Origin of the sequence: Streptomyces sp. NPDC050121 (assembly GCF_044460385.1) — a bacterium.
GTDB lineage: Bacteria > Actinomycetota > Actinomycetes > Streptomycetales > Streptomycetaceae > Streptomyces > Streptomyces soliscabiei.
Map to the genome: position 1 here is coordinate 1 of NZ_JBITJV010000050.1, position 17,844 is coordinate 17,844.

General features: G+C 69.9%; 20 protein-coding genes and 6 pseudogenes. 16 read left to right on the plus strand and 10 right to left on the minus strand.

The window, feature by feature from the left end:
• A pseudogene (locus tag ACIBTS_RS43075) lies at positions 1-185 on the minus strand (MarR family transcriptional regulator); the annotation flags it as partial.
• 460 nt (positions 186-645) lie between these two features.
• Between ACIBTS_RS43075 and ACIBTS_RS43080 the strand changes: the two are divergent.
• Positions 646-930 carry a hypothetical protein gene (locus tag ACIBTS_RS43080; protein WP_399326576.1) on the plus strand — a complete coding sequence of 95 codons (285 nt, stop codon included), beginning with the start codon at positions 646-648 and terminating at the stop codon, positions 928-930.
• A 55-nt stretch (positions 931-985) separates the two neighbouring features.
• A pseudogene (locus ACIBTS_RS43085) lies at positions 986-1,279 on the plus strand (haloacid dehalogenase); the annotation flags it as partial.
• A gap of 177 nt (positions 1,280-1,456) precedes the next feature.
• Here the strand turns inward: ACIBTS_RS43085 and ACIBTS_RS43090 are convergent.
• Together ACIBTS_RS43090 and ACIBTS_RS43095 are read right to left on the minus strand one after the other, a co-directional pair.
• The gene (locus ACIBTS_RS43090) at positions 1,457-2,908 is read right to left on the minus strand and encodes a flavin-containing monooxygenase (RefSeq protein WP_399326579.1); all 1,452 of its coding nucleotides are present in this window, start codon (positions 2,906-2,908) and stop codon (positions 1,457-1,459) included.
• Complete coding sequence (locus tag ACIBTS_RS43095) at positions 2,905-3,849, minus strand: patatin-like phospholipase family protein (RefSeq protein WP_399326580.1); 945 nt, start codon at positions 3,847-3,849, stop codon at positions 2,905-2,907. Before ACIBTS_RS43095 ends, ACIBTS_RS43090 begins: the two co-directional genes overlap by 4 nt.
• 58 nt (positions 3,850-3,907) lie before the next feature.
• On the opposite strand from ACIBTS_RS43095, the gene ACIBTS_RS43100 reads away from it, so the two are divergent.
• Positions 3,908-4,495, plus strand: coding sequence for a TetR/AcrR family transcriptional regulator (locus tag ACIBTS_RS43100; RefSeq protein ID WP_399326582.1), 588 nt, complete (start codon positions 3,908-3,910; stop codon positions 4,493-4,495).
• An 82-nt stretch (positions 4,496-4,577) separates the two neighbouring features.
• On the opposite strand, the gene ACIBTS_RS43105 is transcribed toward ACIBTS_RS43100, so the two are convergent.
• Positions 4,578-4,778: a 4-oxalocrotonate tautomerase family protein gene (locus ACIBTS_RS43105; RefSeq protein ID WP_399326584.1), complete on the minus strand. Its 201-nt coding sequence runs from the start codon at positions 4,776-4,778 to the stop codon at positions 4,578-4,580.
• Between the two features lie 337 nt (positions 4,779-5,115).
• Positions 5,116-5,802 (minus strand): annotated as a pseudogene (locus ACIBTS_RS43110) (metallophosphoesterase); the annotation flags it as partial.
• Positions 5,803-6,022: 220 nt separating this feature from the next.
• Between ACIBTS_RS43110 and ACIBTS_RS43115 the strand changes: the two are divergent.
• From ACIBTS_RS43115 to ACIBTS_RS43130, 4 genes and pseudogenes are all read left to right on the plus strand, one after another.
• Entirely contained in the window at positions 6,023-6,199 is a 177-nt protein-coding gene (locus tag ACIBTS_RS43115; RefSeq protein WP_399326663.1) for a helix-turn-helix domain-containing protein, read from the plus strand.
• Positions 6,200-6,361: 162 nt separating this feature from the next.
• Positions 6,362-6,919, plus strand: coding sequence for a TetR/AcrR family transcriptional regulator (locus tag ACIBTS_RS43120; RefSeq protein WP_399326586.1), 558 nt, complete (start codon positions 6,362-6,364; stop codon positions 6,917-6,919).
• Positions 6,920-7,413: 494 nt separating this feature from the next.
• Positions 7,414-7,548, plus strand: a pseudogene (locus ACIBTS_RS43125) (IS5/IS1182 family transposase); the annotation flags it as partial.
• Positions 7,549-7,550: 2 nt separating this feature from the next.
• Positions 7,551-7,751: pseudogene (locus ACIBTS_RS43130) on the plus strand (hypothetical protein); the annotation flags it as partial.
• Positions 7,752-7,962: 211 nt separating this feature from the next.
• Here the strand turns inward: ACIBTS_RS43130 and ACIBTS_RS43135 are convergent.
• Together ACIBTS_RS43135 and ACIBTS_RS43140 are read right to left on the minus strand one after the other, a co-directional pair.
• Positions 7,963-8,658 (minus strand): response regulator, encoded by a 696-nt coding sequence (locus ACIBTS_RS43135; protein WP_399326588.1) that lies wholly within the window; start codon positions 8,656-8,658, stop codon positions 7,963-7,965.
• Positions 8,649-9,803, minus strand: a complete 1,155-nt coding sequence (locus tag ACIBTS_RS43140; protein ID WP_399326590.1) for a sensor histidine kinase — start codon at positions 9,801-9,803, stop codon at positions 8,649-8,651. Before ACIBTS_RS43140 ends, ACIBTS_RS43135 begins: the two co-directional genes overlap by 10 nt.
• A gap of 153 nt (positions 9,804-9,956) precedes the next feature.
• Here ACIBTS_RS43140 and ACIBTS_RS43145 point away from each other — a divergent pair, with 153 nt between their 5' ends.
• The 4 genes from ACIBTS_RS43145 to ACIBTS_RS43160 all read left to right on the plus strand — a co-directional run bounded on the left by ACIBTS_RS43145 (position 9,957) and on the right by ACIBTS_RS43160 (position 13,594).
• Positions 9,957-11,249 (plus strand): serine hydrolase domain-containing protein, encoded by a 1,293-nt coding sequence (locus ACIBTS_RS43145; RefSeq protein WP_399326592.1) that lies wholly within the window; start codon positions 9,957-9,959, stop codon positions 11,247-11,249.
• Positions 11,250-11,297: 48 nt separating this feature from the next.
• A complete protein-coding gene (locus ACIBTS_RS43150) occupies positions 11,298-11,951 on the plus strand; it encodes a LysE family translocator (RefSeq protein ID WP_399326594.1) in 654 nt (217 codons plus the stop codon).
• A 457-nt stretch (positions 11,952-12,408) separates the two neighbouring features.
• Entirely contained in the window at positions 12,409-13,356 is a 948-nt protein-coding gene (locus tag ACIBTS_RS43155; RefSeq protein WP_399326596.1) for a phosphotransferase family protein, read from the plus strand.
• Positions 13,357-13,438: 82 nt separating this feature from the next.
• Entirely contained in the window at positions 13,439-13,594 is a 156-nt protein-coding gene (locus ACIBTS_RS43160) for a hypothetical protein (RefSeq protein ID WP_399326598.1), read from the plus strand.
• On the opposite strand, the gene ACIBTS_RS43165 is transcribed toward ACIBTS_RS43160, so the two are convergent.
• A complete protein-coding gene (locus ACIBTS_RS43165) occupies positions 13,595-13,960 on the minus strand; it encodes a hypothetical protein (protein WP_399326600.1) in 366 nt (121 codons plus the stop codon). It abuts the gene before it with no gap.
• Positions 13,961-14,462: 502 nt separating this feature from the next.
• On the opposite strand from ACIBTS_RS43165, the gene ACIBTS_RS43170 reads away from it, so the two are divergent.
• The gene (locus ACIBTS_RS43170) at positions 14,463-15,269 is read left to right on the plus strand and encodes an SGNH/GDSL hydrolase family protein (protein WP_399326602.1); all 807 of its coding nucleotides are present in this window, start codon (positions 14,463-14,465) and stop codon (positions 15,267-15,269) included.
• A gap of 500 nt (positions 15,270-15,769) precedes the next feature.
• Here the strand turns inward: ACIBTS_RS43170 and ACIBTS_RS43175 are convergent.
• A pseudogene (locus tag ACIBTS_RS43175) lies at positions 15,770-15,919 on the minus strand (family 1 glycosylhydrolase); the annotation flags it as partial.
• On the opposite strand from ACIBTS_RS43175, the gene ACIBTS_RS43180 reads away from it, so the two are divergent.
• The 3 genes from ACIBTS_RS43180 to ACIBTS_RS43190 are packed head-to-tail and all read left to right on the plus strand — an operon-like array spanning position 15,897 to position 17,028.
• The gene (locus ACIBTS_RS43180) at positions 15,897-16,145 is read left to right on the plus strand and encodes a hypothetical protein (RefSeq protein ID WP_399326671.1); all 249 of its coding nucleotides are present in this window, start codon (positions 15,897-15,899) and stop codon (positions 16,143-16,145) included. The pseudogene ACIBTS_RS43175 and the gene ACIBTS_RS43180 overlap by 23 nt on opposite strands.
• A gap of 2 nt (positions 16,146-16,147) precedes the next feature.
• Complete coding sequence (locus ACIBTS_RS43185; protein ID WP_399326604.1) at positions 16,148-16,843, plus strand: carbohydrate ABC transporter permease; 696 nt, start codon at positions 16,148-16,150, stop codon at positions 16,841-16,843.
• The gene (locus tag ACIBTS_RS43190) at positions 16,843-17,028 is read left to right on the plus strand and encodes a hypothetical protein (protein ID WP_399326605.1); all 186 of its coding nucleotides are present in this window, start codon (positions 16,843-16,845) and stop codon (positions 17,026-17,028) included. The genes ACIBTS_RS43185 and ACIBTS_RS43190 overlap by 1 nt, the downstream gene beginning before the upstream one ends.
• Positions 17,029-17,331: 303 nt before the next feature.
• Here ACIBTS_RS43190 and ACIBTS_RS43195 read toward each other — a convergent pair whose 3' ends face one another.
• Positions 17,332-17,505, minus strand: coding sequence for a hypothetical protein (locus ACIBTS_RS43195; protein ID WP_399326607.1), 174 nt, complete (start codon positions 17,503-17,505; stop codon positions 17,332-17,334).
• A 51-nt stretch (positions 17,506-17,556) separates the two neighbouring features.
• Between ACIBTS_RS43195 and ACIBTS_RS43200 the strand changes: the two genes are divergently transcribed.
• Positions 17,557-17,775 (plus strand): transposase family protein, encoded by a 219-nt coding sequence (locus tag ACIBTS_RS43200; protein ID WP_399326609.1) that lies wholly within the window; start codon positions 17,557-17,559, stop codon positions 17,773-17,775.
• The last annotated feature ends 69 nt before the right edge of the window (positions 17,776-17,844 follow it).

The window sequence follows — 17,844 nt, forward strand, 5'->3', positions numbered from 1 at the left end:
ACCACGAAGGCGGTCCAGGTCAGGTCGACTCCGCGCAGCACGGAGTTCTCCAGGTGCTGCCGCACCGCCGAGGCGGCGCGATAGATGTTGGCGACAACTGCCATCTGGTCATGCCGGACGGGGATACCGCCGAGCCTGGCCGCTGCAAGTTTCTCGACCTCGGCGATGGATCGATGGCCGGGCATGAGCACGCTCCTTCGGGCCGCCTGAGAAGCCATGAGACATCAGAATGGTTCGGGCCCAAAATATACGGTGCCTCGTTGCCTGTCCGCCCTGCGCACGGTCATGCCCGCCGGCTCACCGGTGTCGCCCCAGTGCACCGCCTGGTTCTACGGCAACGTCAAGGCGGACCTGTGGATCGCCACCGGCAGCGGCGGCACCGACTGCTGCACCGGCTTCGTCGGCGGTGTGCCCACCCTGCCCGGTCACGTTCTGGGGCCCGGACCGGGACGAGCGGTACCACCGTACGTACTTCGAGGACTTCCCGGGCGCCTGGCGACACGGCGACTTCTTCAAGGTCAACGCTCGCGGCGGCTGCTTCGTACTCGGCCGCGCCGACGCCACCCTCAACCGGCAGGGCGTGCGCATCGGCACCGCGGAGATCTACCGGGTCGTCGAAGCCCTCGACCAGGTCACGGAGCCCTGGTGGTCAGCCTCGACCTGCCGGACGAGAAGTTCTTCATGCCGCTGTTCGTCGCCCTGACCGACGGCGTCACCCTCGACGAAGGCCTCCAGCAGACGATCCGGGACCGGCTTCGCCGTGAGTACAGCCCTTGCCATGTACCGGACCGCATCATCCAGGTCCCGGCCGTCCCGACCACCCTGACCGGCAAGAAGCTCGAGGTGCCGGCGCACCGCATCCTGCTCGGCACCCCCGTCGAGCAGGCGGCCGACCGAGGCTGCCGCCTGCGTAACCGCCGAAACAGCTGATGAGACCGACGACCTGACTGGCCGTCTGCGGGCGGTCCGGGGCGTCGTCTTCGACATGGACGGCACGCTCGTCCTGGGCGACCGACGCAACCACGGGCTCACCCCCCTCCCCGGAGCCCTGAAAGTCACGGCCGACCTCACCGCCCGCGGCCTGCCCTGGGTCACCTTCACCAACGGCACCACGCGCACTCCGTCGGCCTACGCCGAGACGCTGCGCCGCATCGGGTTCGACCTGCCGGACGACGCCATGCTCACTCCGGCGACCAGCGCCGTCGACCACTTCCTGGCCATGGGACACCGCAGCGCGCTGGTGCTCGGCGGCGACGGCCTGAAGGAGCCGCTTCGCCAAGCCGGCATCGAGCCGCGCCGTCCCGCGCGGGTCACTCCTGCTGCCCTTCGCCCAGCAGGAGTCCTAACCTGCGCGTTTCGCCTGGGAACACGCAGACGAAGATCAGTGGCCCTAGCCACACCGCAGCGCAGGCCCCCGCCCCCTCCGGACGCTGTTGGCACGATGAGTTCCCTCGGCTCAGGAAGCGGTGAAGTCCTGCGGCTCAAAGCGACCTACCTCGGCGCGAAGCCGGTTGGTGGACCAAGGCCAGCTGAAGCTGTTGCGGCCGTTGGCGTCGAGGTAGTAGCTCCTGCACCCACCGGCGTTGTAGACGGTGCCGGCCAGCGCGGTCTGCAGCCGGGCGTTGTACGCGGCCTGCACGTCGCCGCGTACCTCCAGCACCGCCCAACTCTCCTCCCGCGCGGCCTTGATGGCGCCCAGGACGAGGTCGAGCTGTGCCTCCAGAATGGCGAACGCCGACGAGTGCCCGGTGCCCAGGCCGGGGCCGAGGAGCAGGAAGGCGTTGGGGAAGCCCGCGACGACGGTGCCGAGGTATGCCTCGGGGGAGCCCTGCCAGCGGTCGGCGAGCGAGTGGCCGGCTCCGTCTCGGACCAGGCCCGCGAGCGGCGTGTCGAGGATGTGGAAGCCGGTGCCGAGGATGATCGCGTCCACCTCGGCGGTGCTGCCGTCGGCGCCGTGCACGGTGTTGCCTTCGATGGCGTGCACCGCGGCGGCGTGCACGTCGACATTCGGTCGCCTCAGCGCGGGGTAGTAGTGGTTGGAGAACAGGATGCGCTTGCAGCCTATGGTGTAGTCGGGGGTCAGCTTGCGGCGCAGTTCGGTGTCGCGGACCGTGGCCCGCAGGTGGGCCCGTGCGATGGCCTGGACGCCACGCATCAGCCCGGGGCGCCGGAATCCACGTCCGAGCGTCTCCATGGCCCGGTACTCCAGCCCTGCCACCGCGGCTCGCGCGCCCGGCAGGTGGCGCATCGCCCACCGTTCGGCCTTCGGTATGTGATGGTCCAGCTTGGGCAGCACCCACTGGGCGGTGCGCTGGAACACATGCAAGCGGGCGACGTCGGGGGCGATCGCCGGGACGAACTGCACGGCCGAGGCGCCGGTGCCGAGCACCGCGACGCGCTTGCCGCGCAGGTCGTAGTCGTGGTTCCAGCGCGCGGAGTGGAACACCTCGCCGGGGAAACCGTCGAGGCCGGGGACGTCCGGGACGAGAGGCTCGTTCCACGGGCCGGCGCCGGCGATCAGGAACCGGGCTGTGAACTCACCGGCGTCGGTACGGACGAGCCAGCGGGCCTGGCCGGGCTGCCATCGCGCTTGGGTCATACGCACCCCGAACCGGGTGTGTTCGCGCAGCCGGTACGTGTCGGCGACCCGCCTCACGTACGTGAGGATCTCCGGCTGGTGCGCGTACACCCGCGTCCAGTCCGGGTTCGGAGCGAAGGAGTAGCTGTAGAGGCGGGACGGTACGTCGCACTGGCAGCCGGGATAGGTGTTCGCCCGCCACGTGCCGCCGAAGTCGTCGGCCGCCTCGATGATCAGGAAGTCCCGGATACCGGCGCCGCGGAGCCTGGCCCCGGCGCCGATCCCGGAGATGCCGGCGCCGACGACGATGACCTCGACGTGTGTGCTCATGCCGCAATGCTCCTGTCGATGGCTCGCTTGACGCGGTCGGGTGTGGTGCGCAGGGAGACGTCGAGCGTGGCCGCACGCCGCCGTGGGTCCATGAAGTTGGGCCCCATCACGGCCAGTTCCTCCACCCCGGGCTCGATCCGGACGACGCGGCATCCCGCCGCACGCAAGAGGCGTTCTTCGGCGTCGACGGTCCGGGTCATCCAGCGGCGCAGGAGCCGTTCGAGACGGCTCAGGCCGGTGGCGGGTGCGCCCCCGGAGGTCGACATGGGAGCGACGATCACCACCTCGTCCAGCCCCAGGGGTAGGAGGAGGTCCGCCGAGGTCGGGGACACTGCGCCGCCGTCGAGGTAGGTCCGCCCGTCGATCCGTACCGGCGGGAACCAGCCCGGGATCGCCCAGGACGCGGCGATCGCGCTGCCCAGGTCCGTGGCCGGAGCTCCCGGCGCGCCGAACGCGACCCGCCGGCCCGAGCGCGCGTCGGCCGCAACCAGCCAGGTGTGCGTGGAATCCGGCCACGGACGGCCCTCCGCCAGTGCGGCACCGAATCGGTGCAGCCAACGCGCATCACCCCGGCCGCGCGGCAGCAGCCCCACCAGCCCCGACCCCGGCGAGACCCGGCCGCGTACGGCAGCGGTCACCAGTCCCGACCCCGGCAGCCCGGGCCACGGGACGGGAGGCAGTGCACCGGGGTGGGCGTGGACGTGTCCGAGTAGCACCGGGTCCGCGCCGGTCTCTCCCCGTACCGCCGCGAGCAGGTCGGACACGGACCGCCCGGAGCCGAGAGCGGACACGACTTCTGCCCCGGCGGACGTCCCCACCGACACCTCGGCGGTCCGCACGTCCCAGTCCAGCTCCGCTTCCACCGCGGTGAGCGCGGCGACCGTCCAGGCGAAGCCGAGCGTGCCGCCGCACCCGACCACCAGTGCACGCCGTGGAACCACAGATCCCCCTGGAATTCAGATATCAATGGAATCCGGAAGCTAGCGGTATTCTGCAGGCGTGGCAAGACTGACCCGGGCCGAGAGCCAGGCCCGCACCCGCGAACACGTCCTCGACACCGCGCACGACCTCTTCCTGCGCGATGGCTTCACGAAGACCTCCATCGAGCGGGTCGCGGAGGCCGCCGGCTACTCGAAGGGCGCGGTGTACTCGAACTTCGCGACCAAGAACGAGCTTTGCCTGGCTGTCCTGGACCGCATTGCCCTGCAGCAAGTGGCGTACATCGCCGCCGAGATGGGAGACGGGCCCCGACTGGAGGACAGGCTCGCGGGTTTCGCCCGGTGGGCCGAGCAGCGCATAGGCGACAGCTCGTGGACCGCGCTGGAAGTCGAGTTCGCCACCGCCAACCGCCGCGACGCACACGTCTGCGAACAGCTCGCCCACCGACGGCGCGCCGTCACCGAGGCCCTCGCGGACCTCATCCGGGCTCAGATGCAGGAACTGGGCGTCACGCCCCACATGCCCGCGGACACCGCCGCCTTCGTCCTTCTCAGTCTCGGGATCGGCATCGGCGTCCAGCGCGCGTTCGACCCCACCGTCCCCGTACAGCCGCTCGTGGACCTGCTCCGTCAGGTCATGACCGACTGACCCCGCCCCGGATCACGGCAGGCACCCGGGCTCGCGCCGGGTGCCTGATGCGAGCGTGCGCCGAGACAGCGGACTCATGTCCTCAGTCCGTGGCGAGTTCCGCGACCTCGGTGTAGCGCATGATCGTGCCGCCTGCTCCCCAGGTCCCGTCCGGCTGCTCATGGATGAGCACCCACACCCGGAGCGCCTGGTCCGCGCCGAGCCCCGCGGCGGCCAGCACCAGTTCCGTCGCTTCTCCGACCAGACCTGGGCGCCGCTCGTGATCGAGGACCCCGAACGGCACGGTGACGTCGACCTGGAAGCGCGGGCGTCATCGGCTGCGGTGACCAGTGCCCCGGCAGGCAACATTGCAGGTAGGACTACAGCAGGGAACGGAATATCTCCCGGTCGGGTGCGCCCTCCCCACGTGAGCAGGGCACGCGCCAGGTCCCGTTGGATGCTCGCCGCGCCTTCCTCGGTCAGCGCACCCACGGGCACAGTGAGATCGATCTGGGACATAGCCCTTCCTCTCTCTTCCGCCAGGTCCTCGGCGAGACGAGCCTGGTCACCTGTCGACGCCGCACCCCGGCTCGAGGAGGCTCGAGGACACCTCCCAGCGGATGTGTTGGGCCGCCTGGGTGCTACGGCGTGGGCCGGTGTGGGGAGCGGAGCACGAGCAGGGTGATCTCGGGGGCGAAGACGCGGACCGGCGGGCCCCAGAAACCGGTGCCGCGGCTGGTGTAGAGAAGGGTGCGGGTGCCGTGGTGACTGAGGCCAGCGAGGGCGGGCTGGTCGGTGCGGACCAGGTGGTGGAAGGGCCAGATCTGGCCGCCGTGGGTGTGGCCGGAGAGTAAAAGGTCGATGCCTGCGGCTGCCGCCCGGTCGATGAACTTGGGCTGGTGTGCCAGGAGCAGGACGGGTAGATCGGGGTCGGCGCCGTTCAGGGCTCCGGCGAGGTGGGCGCCGTGGCCTGCCAGGCCGGAGGCCTCGGCGGTGACGTCGTCCACGCCGGCGACCACGAGGGTGTCGCCTCCGCGTTCGAGCAGCAGATGACGGTTGCGGAGTGGCTCCCAGCCCAGCTCGTCCATCAGGTCGACCCAGCCCTGGGCCTCGCTGTAGTACTCGTGGTTGCCGGTGACGTACACCCGGGCCCGGGTGGCCCGCACGGTACCGAGTGGGGTGGCCTGGGCACAGCGGCGTTCGGCCGTGCCGTCCGCGATGTCGCTGGTGTGGCAGACCAGGTCGGCTTTCAGGGTGTTCACCGTCTCGCATACGCGTGCCGACCAGCGAGCGCGATCGAGTGGGCCGTAGTGGGTGTCGGTGATGAGGTGCCCAGGAGCGCGCCTGCCAGCCTGGGATTCGCCGAACCAGCTTCCTGGGCCAACCGGACAGCGAGGCGAACTCGCGCCCTGACCTGCCCCTGCGGGCATGTGACTTGCTGATCGGTGGGCCGACCGGGAAACGACATCGACGGCTTCCGCCGCAGCCACCTGGGCCTCACCCAGCGCATGCTCACTCCTGCACGCCGATGCCGAGACCCGCCAGACCCTGGACACCTACCTCCGTGAGCAATGCAGCACCACGCGCACCGCCGAGCGGCTCTTCACTCACCGCAACACCGTGCTGCGCCGCCTGACCCCCGCCGACGACCTGCTGCCCCGCCCCCTTGGCGACAACGTCACCGCCGTCGCCGCCGCCCCCGAAGTGATCCGCTGGCGCGGTTGACCGGGTGCGTCGTCGGCGAGGGTCGGGAAAGCATCGGCGTACTTAGAGATAGAGACGTTCGTTGATCTTCAGACCGTTCTCCCGGCAGTAGTTCTCGTAGTGATCGATGAACCAGAACACGTCCACCGTCTCCATCACGCGGGAGACCTGGGCGTCGCGAGGGTGGTCTCCGACCCCCACCTGCTGGCCTCCGGAGGCCCCGACGCGGTCACCTTGGAAGGCATCGCCGAACGCGCGGATGTCGCCGTGCAGACGGTGTACAACCGCGTGGGCGGCCGCGCGGCCGTTCTCATCGCGGTTGCCGAGCGGGCACTCGAGGACAACCGGACCTACATGGACGACGCCTACGCTGCCCCGGGCACCCCCGTGGAACGCATCAGGGCCGCCTCGGCCGCGTACGTCCGCTTCGCCGCCGAGCGCCCACACCAGTTCCGCCTGCTGGCCGAGCCGCCGGACGAACCCGCGGCCCTGGAACGGGTCGCCGCGCTCGTCGACGAGCAGAACGCCAAACTCGCCGCCGCCCTGGCCGACGGGGTGGCCGACGGCTCGCTCGCCGCCGACCTCGATCCCGTCACCACCGCCACCGCGTTGTGGGCTGCCATGAACGGCGTTCTCGGCCTCTCCTGGCGCGCGGACCGACTCCGCGCTGACGCCTCCCACTTGACGGAACTCGTCGCAGCTGTGGAAAGGGTGGTTCTCCGCGGGCTGCTCGCCCGCTGAAGTCCGCCCGGGGCCGTGCCCTCCATGAACCCGGATACCCGGAGACGGCGGCCTTCTCGCCCGCTGGCGATCACTCCTGTCATCGTCCCTTGCCAGAACGCGCCGTCCGCCGTTGTCGTCCCGGTCCTGCAGCGGGTTGTACAGCAGGCAGAGGCTCAGGAAACGAGTGCGAACAGTGGCGCCGTGGCCGAGTTGAGCACGGCGTAGTGGTACCACCATCACGGCCTGCACTTCCTCGCCCTGACAGACGAGAAGGGCCGCTTGCTCTGGATATCCGCCGCCCGGCCCGGCCGCACTCACGACATCACCGCCGCCCGCCACGACCACATCCTTGCCCACCTGCGCCGCTGGCCTCGGCGCCCTCGCGGACCTCGGCTTCCGCGGCGTGGACAACGACGTACGCGACCCCATGATCGTTCACCGGCTTCCACGCCAGCCGCACCCACAAGCTCACGCCCGGCCAGAAGGAAGCCAACCGCGTCCTCGCCGTCGGACGGGCACCGGTCGAGCACGGCTTCGCCCACCTCAAGAACTGGCGGACCCTCACCAAACTCCGCACCGACCCCGCCCACGCAACCCGCCTCCTGCGCGCCCTGCTCGTCCTGACGAACCTCGAAGTCAACCGCTGACAGTGCCCGGCGCTTACGAAGGCCACGACGACCTCGGTCCGGCGCTACGCCAGGCCGCCGCGGCAGACCCGAGCACTCGGATCCGCGGCGTCATCACCTGGCTCGGCGACCGCTTTACCGAACCGGTGAGCATCGACCAGATCGCCGCCGAGGCCAGCATGAGCCCGGCGACCCTCCACCGCCATTTCAAGGCTGCGACCGGTATGAGCCCGCTGCGCGGACGCAGCGCTTGGGCCAAGACCTCAATTGTTCGTGAAGTAACGGTCCTTCAATGCCCGATGCGCTGTCCGCGTGCACCGCGTTGGGTAGATGGCGTGACCGCGGGGGAGGGCTTCGCCGTTGGACGCCTCCTGGCCGGCGTGGACGGCGGCGGCTTCGACATGATCCGATGCCGATCCGGCCGCGTGCCGTCGCTTACCGATCTTGCTCATCAATCGGTCGATTACTCAACAGCGCTGGGTTCGGTGCCTCATGGCGGCGGAGGTAGGCCAGGACGGCGCGGACCCGACGGTGGCCGCTGTCGCCGGCCGACAGGCCGAGTTTGAGGAAGACGCTGCCGATGTGTTTGTGGACGGCGTTGTCGGTGACGAAGAGCCGCTGGGCGATGGTGGCGTTGTCGTGCCCTTCGGCCATCAGAGCCAGGACCTCGCGTTCGCGGGGGGTGAGGGCGTCGACGGGATCGCCGCGGACGGCGAGGAGCTGGGCGATGACGCCGGGGTCCATGGCGGTACCGCCGGCGGCCACGCGGCGCAGTGCGTCGGTGAACTCCGCGATGCGGCTCACCCGGTCTTTGAGCAGATAGCCGATGCCGCCGCGGGTGTCGGAGAGGAGGCGGCCGGCGTATTCCTGCTCGACGTACTGGGACAGGACCAGGACGGGAAGTCCGGGGCGCTCGCGGCGGGCCCGGAGTGCGGCGCGGATACCCTCGTCGCGGAAGGCCGGGGGCAGCCGCACGTCGACGATGGTGACGTCCGGGCGGTGGGTGTCGACGGCGGCGAGGAACCCGGGGGCGTCCTCCGCGATCGCGGCGACCTCGAAGCCCTGGGAGCCCAGCAGGAGTTCGAGTCCGGAGGACAGCAGGACGTTGTCCTCGGCGATGACTACACGCACGGCAGCTCCACGGTGATGGTGGTCGGCCCGCCCGGCGGGCTGCTGATCTTCATGGTGCCGTCCAGGGCGGCGGCGCGGCGGCGAATTCCGTCCAGGCCGCTGCCTCGGGATGCGTCCGCCCCGCCGGTCCCGTCGTCGGTGATCTCCGCGGACAGCGTCGCGCCGTTGCGGGTGACGTGGACGGCGGCCTTGGCGGCGCGGCTGTGCCGGGCGATGTTCGCCAGCGTCTCGGTGACGGCGAAGTAGGCGACCGCTTCGACCGCGGCGGGGACCTCGCCGAGCTCGCCGATGTCGATGTGGGGCGGCACGCCGGCCCTGTCGGTCAGGGTGCCGAGCGCGCCGACGAGGCCCTGGTCGGCCAGGACCGGCGGGTAGATGGCGCAGATGACGGAGCGCAGCTCGGTCATGGCCTCCTCGGTCTCGGCCTGAGCCTGCCGTACGAGCGCGGCGGCCGCGTCCGGGTCCTGGGGAAGGCTCTCCCCGGCCACGGCAAGCCGTATGGCGATGGCCACGAGCCGGGCCTGGGTGCCGTCGTGCAGGTCGCGTTCGATCCGGCGGAGTTCCGCACCGTGCGCCTGAAGGACGTCTGCGCGTGTCCGGGTGAGCTCGGTGACGCGCGCGGCCAGTTGTTCCGCGGGAGACGGTGCCAGGACTGCCAGGCAGCACCGCGCGTGCACCCGGGCGAGCGGCGGCAGGGCGATGGCCGCCAGCGCCGCAAGGAGCAGGAGTTGCGCCACGTTGATCGTCAGCGCGGAGGTCCAGCTGTTGATACGGACACCGAGCAGCAGCCGTGGCGGATCCGACGTGGGAAAGGCCCACCACCCCACGGTGACGACGAGGGTGAGGAGGAGGTTGCCCAGGCACAGCAGGGCGAGTGTGCCCGCGGGCAGGCCGGTGGCCACCTGCGTCACGAGCCACGCAAGGTCGCGGCGCAGGGCGCGCGGGCGCGGCTCCACCGATCGGCCCAGCATCGCCCCGGCGCGCCGGCGGTGGTGCTCCGCCCAGGGAGCCGCCAGCGACGGTACGCACAGCAGTGGCGCCGCCACGAGCGTCACCGTCGCGGTCATCAGGGTGCCGAGCAGGTAGCGTCCGCTGCGCCCGGTCCGGACCAACCGTGCGCGGGCCTCGCCGATCACGCCGTGCACTGGTTCGCCCTCGTCTGTCGTACGGGACCGGGAGCGGCCCTCGGCGCGCCACTGTACGTGCCGGGCACCCCCGCGGCACTACAGCCACCTGTAGGTTTCCATCGGCCGCCTGCGGTAACGACACCCAACTCGACGCTACCTAGCGTGTGATTCATGAGATCGACAACCCCGGCCTCCGCGCCGCAGAACCGCCCGTCCCAGCAACGTCCCCGCCGGATCGGCCGACGGTGGCTGGCCGTCGCTGCGGCCACAGTCGCCGCAGCGAGCGTGGCCATGGCCGTCCAGTCCTCGGACGGCGCGACCGCGAGGTCCGCGCCCGGCTACCAGCAGGACGACCTGCGCCGGGACACCGATGCCATCCGGGCGCTGGGGATCACCGGCGTTCAGGCGCGGGTGACCACCGCCTCCGGCCGGGATCTGGTGGTCACCGCCGGCGTCGCCGTGGCGGGCGCGAACCGTCCGGTGCCCCGCGACGGCTACTTCCGGATAGCCAGCACCGGCAAGGCACTCATGGCCACGGTGATCCTTCAGTTGGTCGACGACGGCAAGCTGTCACTGGACGACACGGTGGACCGCCGGCTGCCCGGAGTGATCGACGGCAACGGCAACGACGGACGGAAGATCACCGTGCGTCAGCTGCTGCAGAACACCAGCGGCCTCCACGACGACCTTCCCGGCTTCGACACCCCGCAGCAGTACCACCAGCACCGCTACGACACCTACACCCCCGCACAGATCGTCGCCCGGGCGAAGAAGCACCACCCGGACTTCCAGCCCGGCACCGGCTGGAGCTACTCCAACACCGGCTACGTCGTCCTCGGCATGATCACCGAGAAGGCCGCCGGGCGCCCATGGCAGGAGGAGGTCGAGAGCCGGATCCTGAAACCGCTCGGCATGAACCACACCTACCTGCCGGGCACCACGTCCACCCTTCGCCGCCCGCACGCCGAGGGCTATCAGGTCTTCGCCTCCGGCGAACGGACGGACGTCACCGAACAGATCGTCCCCGACCTCGGCGGCTATGTCTCCACCACGGCGGACGTCAACCGTTTCTTCCAGGGGCTGCTCGGCGGCAAACTGCTGTCCGGGGCGCGCATGACCGAGATGCAGGACACCGTCCCGGTCCCCAAGCAGTTCGAGGCGTTCTGGCCCGGCGGACGCTACGGCCTCGGCCTGGTCAACCGCCCCCTGAGCTGCGGCGGCAGCTATTGGAGCCACGAAGGAGGCGAAGCCGGCTACATCACCCTGAACGGCGCCAGCGACGACGGCAGCCGCACCGTCACCGTCTCCATGTCCACCAGCTTCAACGACCTCCATAAAACAATCCGGCAGCAAAAGGCCGCCAGTGACCTCGTCGACCGCGCGCTGTGCGACACCTCCAGCAACAGACAGGGAGGGGCGAAGCGCCCTGCGAGCAGCGGTATCAGTTCTGCTGACGCGCAGTGAAGCAGACCGCGTTGGACATGATCGCGTCCGCCACTTCAGGATGGCCGCATGACCGTTTCCTCTGCTGTCGCCTCCTTCGCCATAGTGGCAGGCATGCTGACCATCATGCCGGGGCTGGACACCGCTCTGGTGCTGCGCTCCGCCATCACCCTGGGCAGACGCCGGGCCTTCGCGACGGCGCTGGGGATCCTCTGCGGCGTGCTCGTGTGGGGCGTGGCCGCCGCAGTCGGTGCCACGGCGGTGCTCACGGCATCCCATCTGCTGTACGACGCGCTGCGCGTGGCCGGTGCCGGGTACCTGGCGTGGCTGGGGATCGGCATGCTTCGCCGGACGCTCAAGGAGCGCGGCCGGCCCGTGTCGGAGGATGCGGCGGGCGGAGCGAGAGCCACGACCGCGGAGGCGACGTGGGCACGGGCCTGGGCGCGCGGGCTGGGCACCAGCCTGCTGAACCCGAAGAACGGCGTCTTCTACATGGCGATGCTGCCCCAGTTCATCCCCAGCGGCGCCCCGCATCTGCTGATGGGGGTCGTCCTGGCGACCGTGCATGACCTGGAAGGGCTGGTCTGGTTCAGCGCGCTGATATTCGGCACCCAGCTCGTCCGTCGGTGGCTGAACCGAGGCTCGGTGCAGCGGGTCATCGACGCGATCACCGGCTCGGTACTCGTCGGTTTCGGCATCAAGCTGGCACTCGCGGACAACTGACCGCTGAGACCGGGAATCTGCACCTGACAGGACCCGGTCGGCCCGGCCGGGTCGATGGGGGCGCATCGCAGCACAGCCTCACGCACGAGAGTGTCCATCGCTCGTCCGGCCGGCCCTGAGCCATCGCGCCTTCCAGCGGCTGTGGCTCGAGTACGACGAAGTCTTGGTCGTCCTTGGGTCGCTTGGTCGTCCTTGGGTCGCTTGGTCGGGCCCGAGGTGCGCAGTGCCTGTCGTACTGCGTTGCGCCAAAGACCGACGCCACCGCTCCACCGACCGGACGCTGATCCGCACTCCTTCGCGATCACGGTGCTCTTCCCGCCCCGGGCGAAACCAGTGTGGCCGCCTTCGTCGCCGCCGCACGCGTCGATGACTTCTCGTCCATGGTGACCTTGACGGCCTCGGTGGTCCCAGGAAAATTCCGGTGCATCGACGAACTGCGAGCCCTAGATTGCGTGGGGTGACCGCGGACGACGACGTGCCCTCCAACCTCTCGCATCTCGGTGCGCCGATCGGGCCGATGATCCGCGTCCAGGGCGGGTTGGCCAACCGGATGTCCCGACTCGACACCGACCAAGGGTCGTTCGCGGTGAAGGAGTTGAACCTCGTCGACCGCCGCTGGACCTATCGCGTCGAGGACGTGTTCAGGTTCGAGCGGGCGGCCTTCGCTGCCGGCATCCCGATGCCAGAGCCGATCTCGGCCAGCCACCACACGCTCGTCCACCGGTGGGTCGAGGGAGAGAAGGTGCCCGAAGCGCCGGTGTCGGCGGCGTACGCTTTCGAGATCGGTGAGATCCTCGCGCGCATCCACGCGCTCGACGTCGACTGGACCCAGGTCTCGATCGAGGACCCGACGTCACGGGACTGGCCCGAGCTCGCCGAGCGGGCGGCGTCGACCGGACAGCCGTGGGCCGACGAACTCGCCTCCCACGTCGAGACGTTCCTCGCGATCGCCCACTTCGTCGAAACCTGCGAACGGCCAGGCCCCGTCGTGCTGACCCACAGGGACATCCAACCGTGGAATCTGCTCGCTCGAGACGGTCGGCCGGTGGTGCTCGACTGGGAGCTTTCGGGGATGCTCGACCTGGCCGGTGAGCTCGGCTCGACCGCGCTGAGCCTCGCGAAGGGACCTGGCTTCGACAACATCGAGCCCACCGTCTTCCGCTCGGTCCTCGACGGCTACGTCGCAGGGGGCGGAGCGCTGCCGCCGTCAGGTCCAAGCTGGTTCGTGTTCATGATCGGCGGCTGGCTGGGGTTCACAAGGTGGAACATCCTCCGCTGCCTCGCCGGTGTCGAGGCGAGCACCGGCCCTGACCTCGCGCTGTCGCACGAGTCCGTGCGCAACGGCGTGCGCGGCCTCCCCGACATGTTCGGCCGACTTCCGGAGCTCGAGGCGCTGCTCGTGTGACAGTGACCTGCTTCTGTGCGGGGTGCGCGGCGTAACGCGCGCTCCCGATCCCGCTCACTCCCAGCGGTGGGGCGGCCGGGACATGAAGAAGCCGCTGACCAAGGTCCGGCCGGACTTCGTGGTCGAGGTCAGCGCTGACGCCGCGATCCAGGCTGGTCAGTCGCGCCACCTGCTCCGGTTCGTTCGGTATTGCGCCGACCTCCGACCCGGCGACGTCGAGACGCTGCCCGCCAGCTGATCACCACACCGGCTGGTCCTCGCTGGCGGGAAGCCGCTGCTCGGCCTCGGCGCGGCGGTGCCGCAGCCGCTTCAGCGATTCCTCCAAAGCGGCGACTTCAGCGAGCCAGGCCCGCTCCTTTGCCTCGGCCGGGCGCGCGACTGCGTTGCTGGTCATCTCTTCTTGGTTGAGGGCCGTGCGGCAGTCCGTCTTCGTGGGTTCATCGATCCCCACGCGTCGTGGGGATGCCGAGGTCCACGGCCGCATGCCGCCCGTGGCCCGGATCGAGCCGACGGAGCTTCTCCTCTCGCCGGCCGGGCCGGCCCAGAGACCTTCGGCCTCGCCGAGCCGGCCTTCCGGTTCGACTTCGGCGATTCGGGCGATCAAGTTGTCGCGGAGCTCGGCAAGCCGCGCCTGTCGGGTCGGGTCGGGTCGGAGGAGCGAGCATCTGACGCAAGCTTCTGCGAACTTGCCGGTTGGGTGGTGATCGGGTCAGGAGAGTTCTCACGTGGCCGGAACAGTCGTCGGTCGCCACACCTCCATGCTCAAGCAACAGCTCGACCCAGCTCATGGCCCCCCAGCGGGTTGGTTCTTCGGCCGCCCACTGCGCGATGTCGAGGTCATCTCACCTGGCGTGGCTGGAGTTCTCCGCGCGCCGTCGTAGACGGGTTCGGGATCGACTTCGCCTGCGTGTCGGGCTGCCCCGGCGGCGATCTGTCGCCTTTCTCGGCCCGCCTCGGCGGCCTCGGCTCCTCCCTGAGCGGCGTCACTTTGCAGGAGGGTGAGCCGGTGGCTATCGTGATAGTCAACAATGCGAGTAAGTGCTTAATTGTCCAGTAGTGGTCGTGTGCTACTTCCATCAACAGCGTTGACGAGAGGCGGTCGGTCCGTGTCTAGCAGTGGGTATCTGCGCTATGTCGCCCTGGGGGACAGTCACACCGAAGGGCTCGGGGACGGCGACGATGCCCGTGGTCTTCGGGGCTGGGCGGACCGGCTCGCCGAGCAGGTCGCCCACCACAGTCCCGGCCTGCTCTATGCCAACCTCGCGGTGCGCGGCCGTAAGGCCGGTCAGGTGCGCGCCGAGCAGCTCGGTCCGGCTCTCGCGATGCGGCCCGACCTCGCCACCGTGGTGGCTGGGATCAATGACGTGTTGCGTCCGAGCTGCGACCTCGACGAGGTGGCCGGCCATGTCGAGGCGATGTTCGCCGCCCTCACCGCGCAGGGCGCCACCGTCGCGACCCTCATGTTTCCCGACGTCGGGCGTATCACGCCGTTGGCCCGCCCGATCGGTCACCGTCTTCTCGCTCTCAACGCGCGCATCCGGGAGGCCGCCGACCGCCACTGCGTGCTGGTGGCGGAGACGGCCGCGCACGCGGCGGCGACCGACCCGCGGTTGTGGAGCGCTGACCGGCTGCACGCCGGTCCGTTGGGACACGCGCGCATCGCGGCTGCCGTGGCCCAGGCGCTCGGTCTGCCGGGCAGCGACGACAAGTGGGCCCTTCCCCTTCCGGCCGCGGGGACGGACATCTCTGCCTGGAGGGCCGTGGGTGCCGAACTGCGCTGGGCCGGCACCTTCCTCGGCCCCTGGATCGGCCGCCGCCTGCGTGGCCGCTCCTCCGGCGACGGCCGCCAGGCCAAGCGGCCGGCGCTGCTTCCGGTGGCTGCGTCCGTTGGGGACACCTCCCCGACGGTGTGATGCTCTGGCTTGCGACCAGGCCGGTGGATCCTCGTGCTGAGCTCTCTTCACCGGACGGTAGTTGGAGATCGCAAGGCCACCCAGGCCGAGCCGCCCGTTGCCGCACCCCGGGACCGCTGCGCGCTACGTCCAGGCTGCCCACCCCAACAAGGCTCTGCCGCCCATCCGCTGACGCGGACACCCACAATCCGGCTCGCATGCGTGGCTGACGTGCCGCCGGGGACGCCCAGGCTCTGGCCGCCGCCACGGCGCGCCACCAGGACGTCGTCCGTACGCAGGCTGTAGTTCACGGGGCCCCAGGGGCGAGACCCGGCGAGGGGTCCGGCGGCCGGTGTAGATCATGGGCCCGTACCTGCGATGCCCTCGCTCGCCTCTTCCCGGTGACGATCCGCGCCTGCCGCCTGGGGCCGTCGCGGAGAATCAGACGGCCCGCGGCAGCACCCGGGTACGGCCGAGGTCGCCGAGCCAGGCTGCTGAGGGTTTGGGGGTCCTTTTTGCCGTACGCCGGTGCCGGTGATCGGTGCGGTCGCCCGGACGTACCTCTCGAACAGGTCGGCGGCGCCGTCGGCACTCCAGCCGCCAACCTCGGCGAACCAGCGAGGCACGGTGAAGTGGTGGAGGGTGACCATGGGGCGCAGGCCACGTGCGAGCTCTGCGCGGCCGGTCGGGCGTGTCCGAGGAGGTGCGGGCGCAGATCGCGGCCGTCGCCGCCTCACTCGGCTACACCGCGTCGCGTTCGGGTACCAGGCCGTCACCACCGCCTTCGACCAGAACAACATCGGCCAGGCGTCCGCGATCACCGTCGTCTTCTTCCTGATCGTCGTCGTCCTGACCCTCATCCAGCGCCGCGTCGTCCGGCCCGGAAACGAGGACTGAGCATGAGCACGACCACGAGCACGGGGGCGACCACGAGCACGGGGACGCCCCGCAGGCAGCCGCTGCGCCGCGTCCTCGACTACGCCGTACTGAGCGTGCTGGCGTTCATCTTCACGCTGCCCGTGAGCTACCTGTTCATCGGCAGCCTCAAGCCCTCCGACGAGGTACTCGACGGCCTGACCGGCTTCTTGCCCACCCACCTGTCCTTCGACAACTACTCCGCCGTCCTCCACGCCCTCAACTCCGACAGCACCGGCTACTTCTGGCGCTTCATGGGCATCTCGCTGCTGTTGGCATTCGTGGTTGTGACCGGGGGGCTGTTCGTCAACTCGATGGCGGCGTACGGCCTGTCACGGCTGAAGTGGCAGGGCAGGGAGGCCGTGTTCACGCTCGTCCTGCTGCTCATGCTGGTCCCGTTCGAGTCGGTGGCCGTTCCGCTCTTCTACATGTTCAACGGCCAGCGCAACACGCTCCCCATACTGGCGCTCCCGTTCATCGCCAACGCCTTCTCGATCTACCAGTTCCACACGTTCTTCCGCACGATCCCGCCCAGCATCGAGGAAGCGGCCCGCATCGACGGCGCCGGGCCCTGGCGCACCTTCTTCGCGATCATCGTCCCCATGTCGAAGCCCGCCTTCGCGTCCGTCGCCATCCTCACGTTCCTCACCCAGTGGGGCTCCTTCCTCTGGCCGTCCTGATGGTCTTTGACCCCTCCGTCCGCCCCCTCCCGCTGGAGATGAGCGTCTTCCAGGGCCAACTGCCCCCGGACTGGGGTCAGATCCTCGCCTTCGGCGTCCTTCTGGTCCTGCCCGTACTCGTGGTCTTCGCCTTCTTCCAGCGCTGGTTCGTCCAGGGCGTGGCCAGTTCAGCCGTGAAGGGATGACCAGAAGACAGCGGCTGCGAAACGCTGTGCGTCCGTGGGCGCGCGGGTTCTCTGCCCGAGCAGACCGATGCATTCCCCGGCCGAAGTCCTGGCGAACGCCGGGCAGTTGACATCGACCGCTCCAAGATCCCCGACAGAGTCAAGCTGAAGCCGAGTACGCCTTCCACCTCGGGCTCGTCCGCGTGCGCAGCGTCATGACCCGGCCGCCCTTCGATCAGGGCAACCGCGGTGGGGCCCGCCTCGGAGTGCCCTTGGCGGGCGGGGTGCGGTAGGCCGAGGGCACGGCCCTGGTGGCCAGCGCGATCACTTTGCGCCCAGGCCGGCCAGAACGGGCCTCGGCAACGACAGTTCGAGCTTTCTCGCCACCGCTGGCAGAGCCGGGGCCACCGCGGTGGTGTCGGTGCCGAGGACAGCGCGGTAGAACTCCCACAGCGGGCCGCCGGCGGGCTCGGCCGCTTCGGCTCGAACTGTGGTCACAGACCTGCTCGTTGGGATAGCGGAACCGGGGACGACGACCTGGACAACCCCGTGGTCATCTCCGGCTGCAAGGCCGCCCGCACCAAACCGCTTACGGCGGCGAAGAAGCAGGTCAACAAGCTGATCGCGTCCGTCCGCGCGGTCTGCGAGCACGCCTTCGCACATCTGAAGAACTGGCGCATCCTCACCAAGCTCCGCCTGAACGTTCGCCACGCCACCACGCTGCTGCGGGCGCTGCTCGTGCTGACCAACAGCGAAGTCGCCCGCTGACAGCCGATCTTGTGGGCAGGCAACCGCCCGCGACCAGCACGAGTACGAGATCAGCGACTCACACCAGCC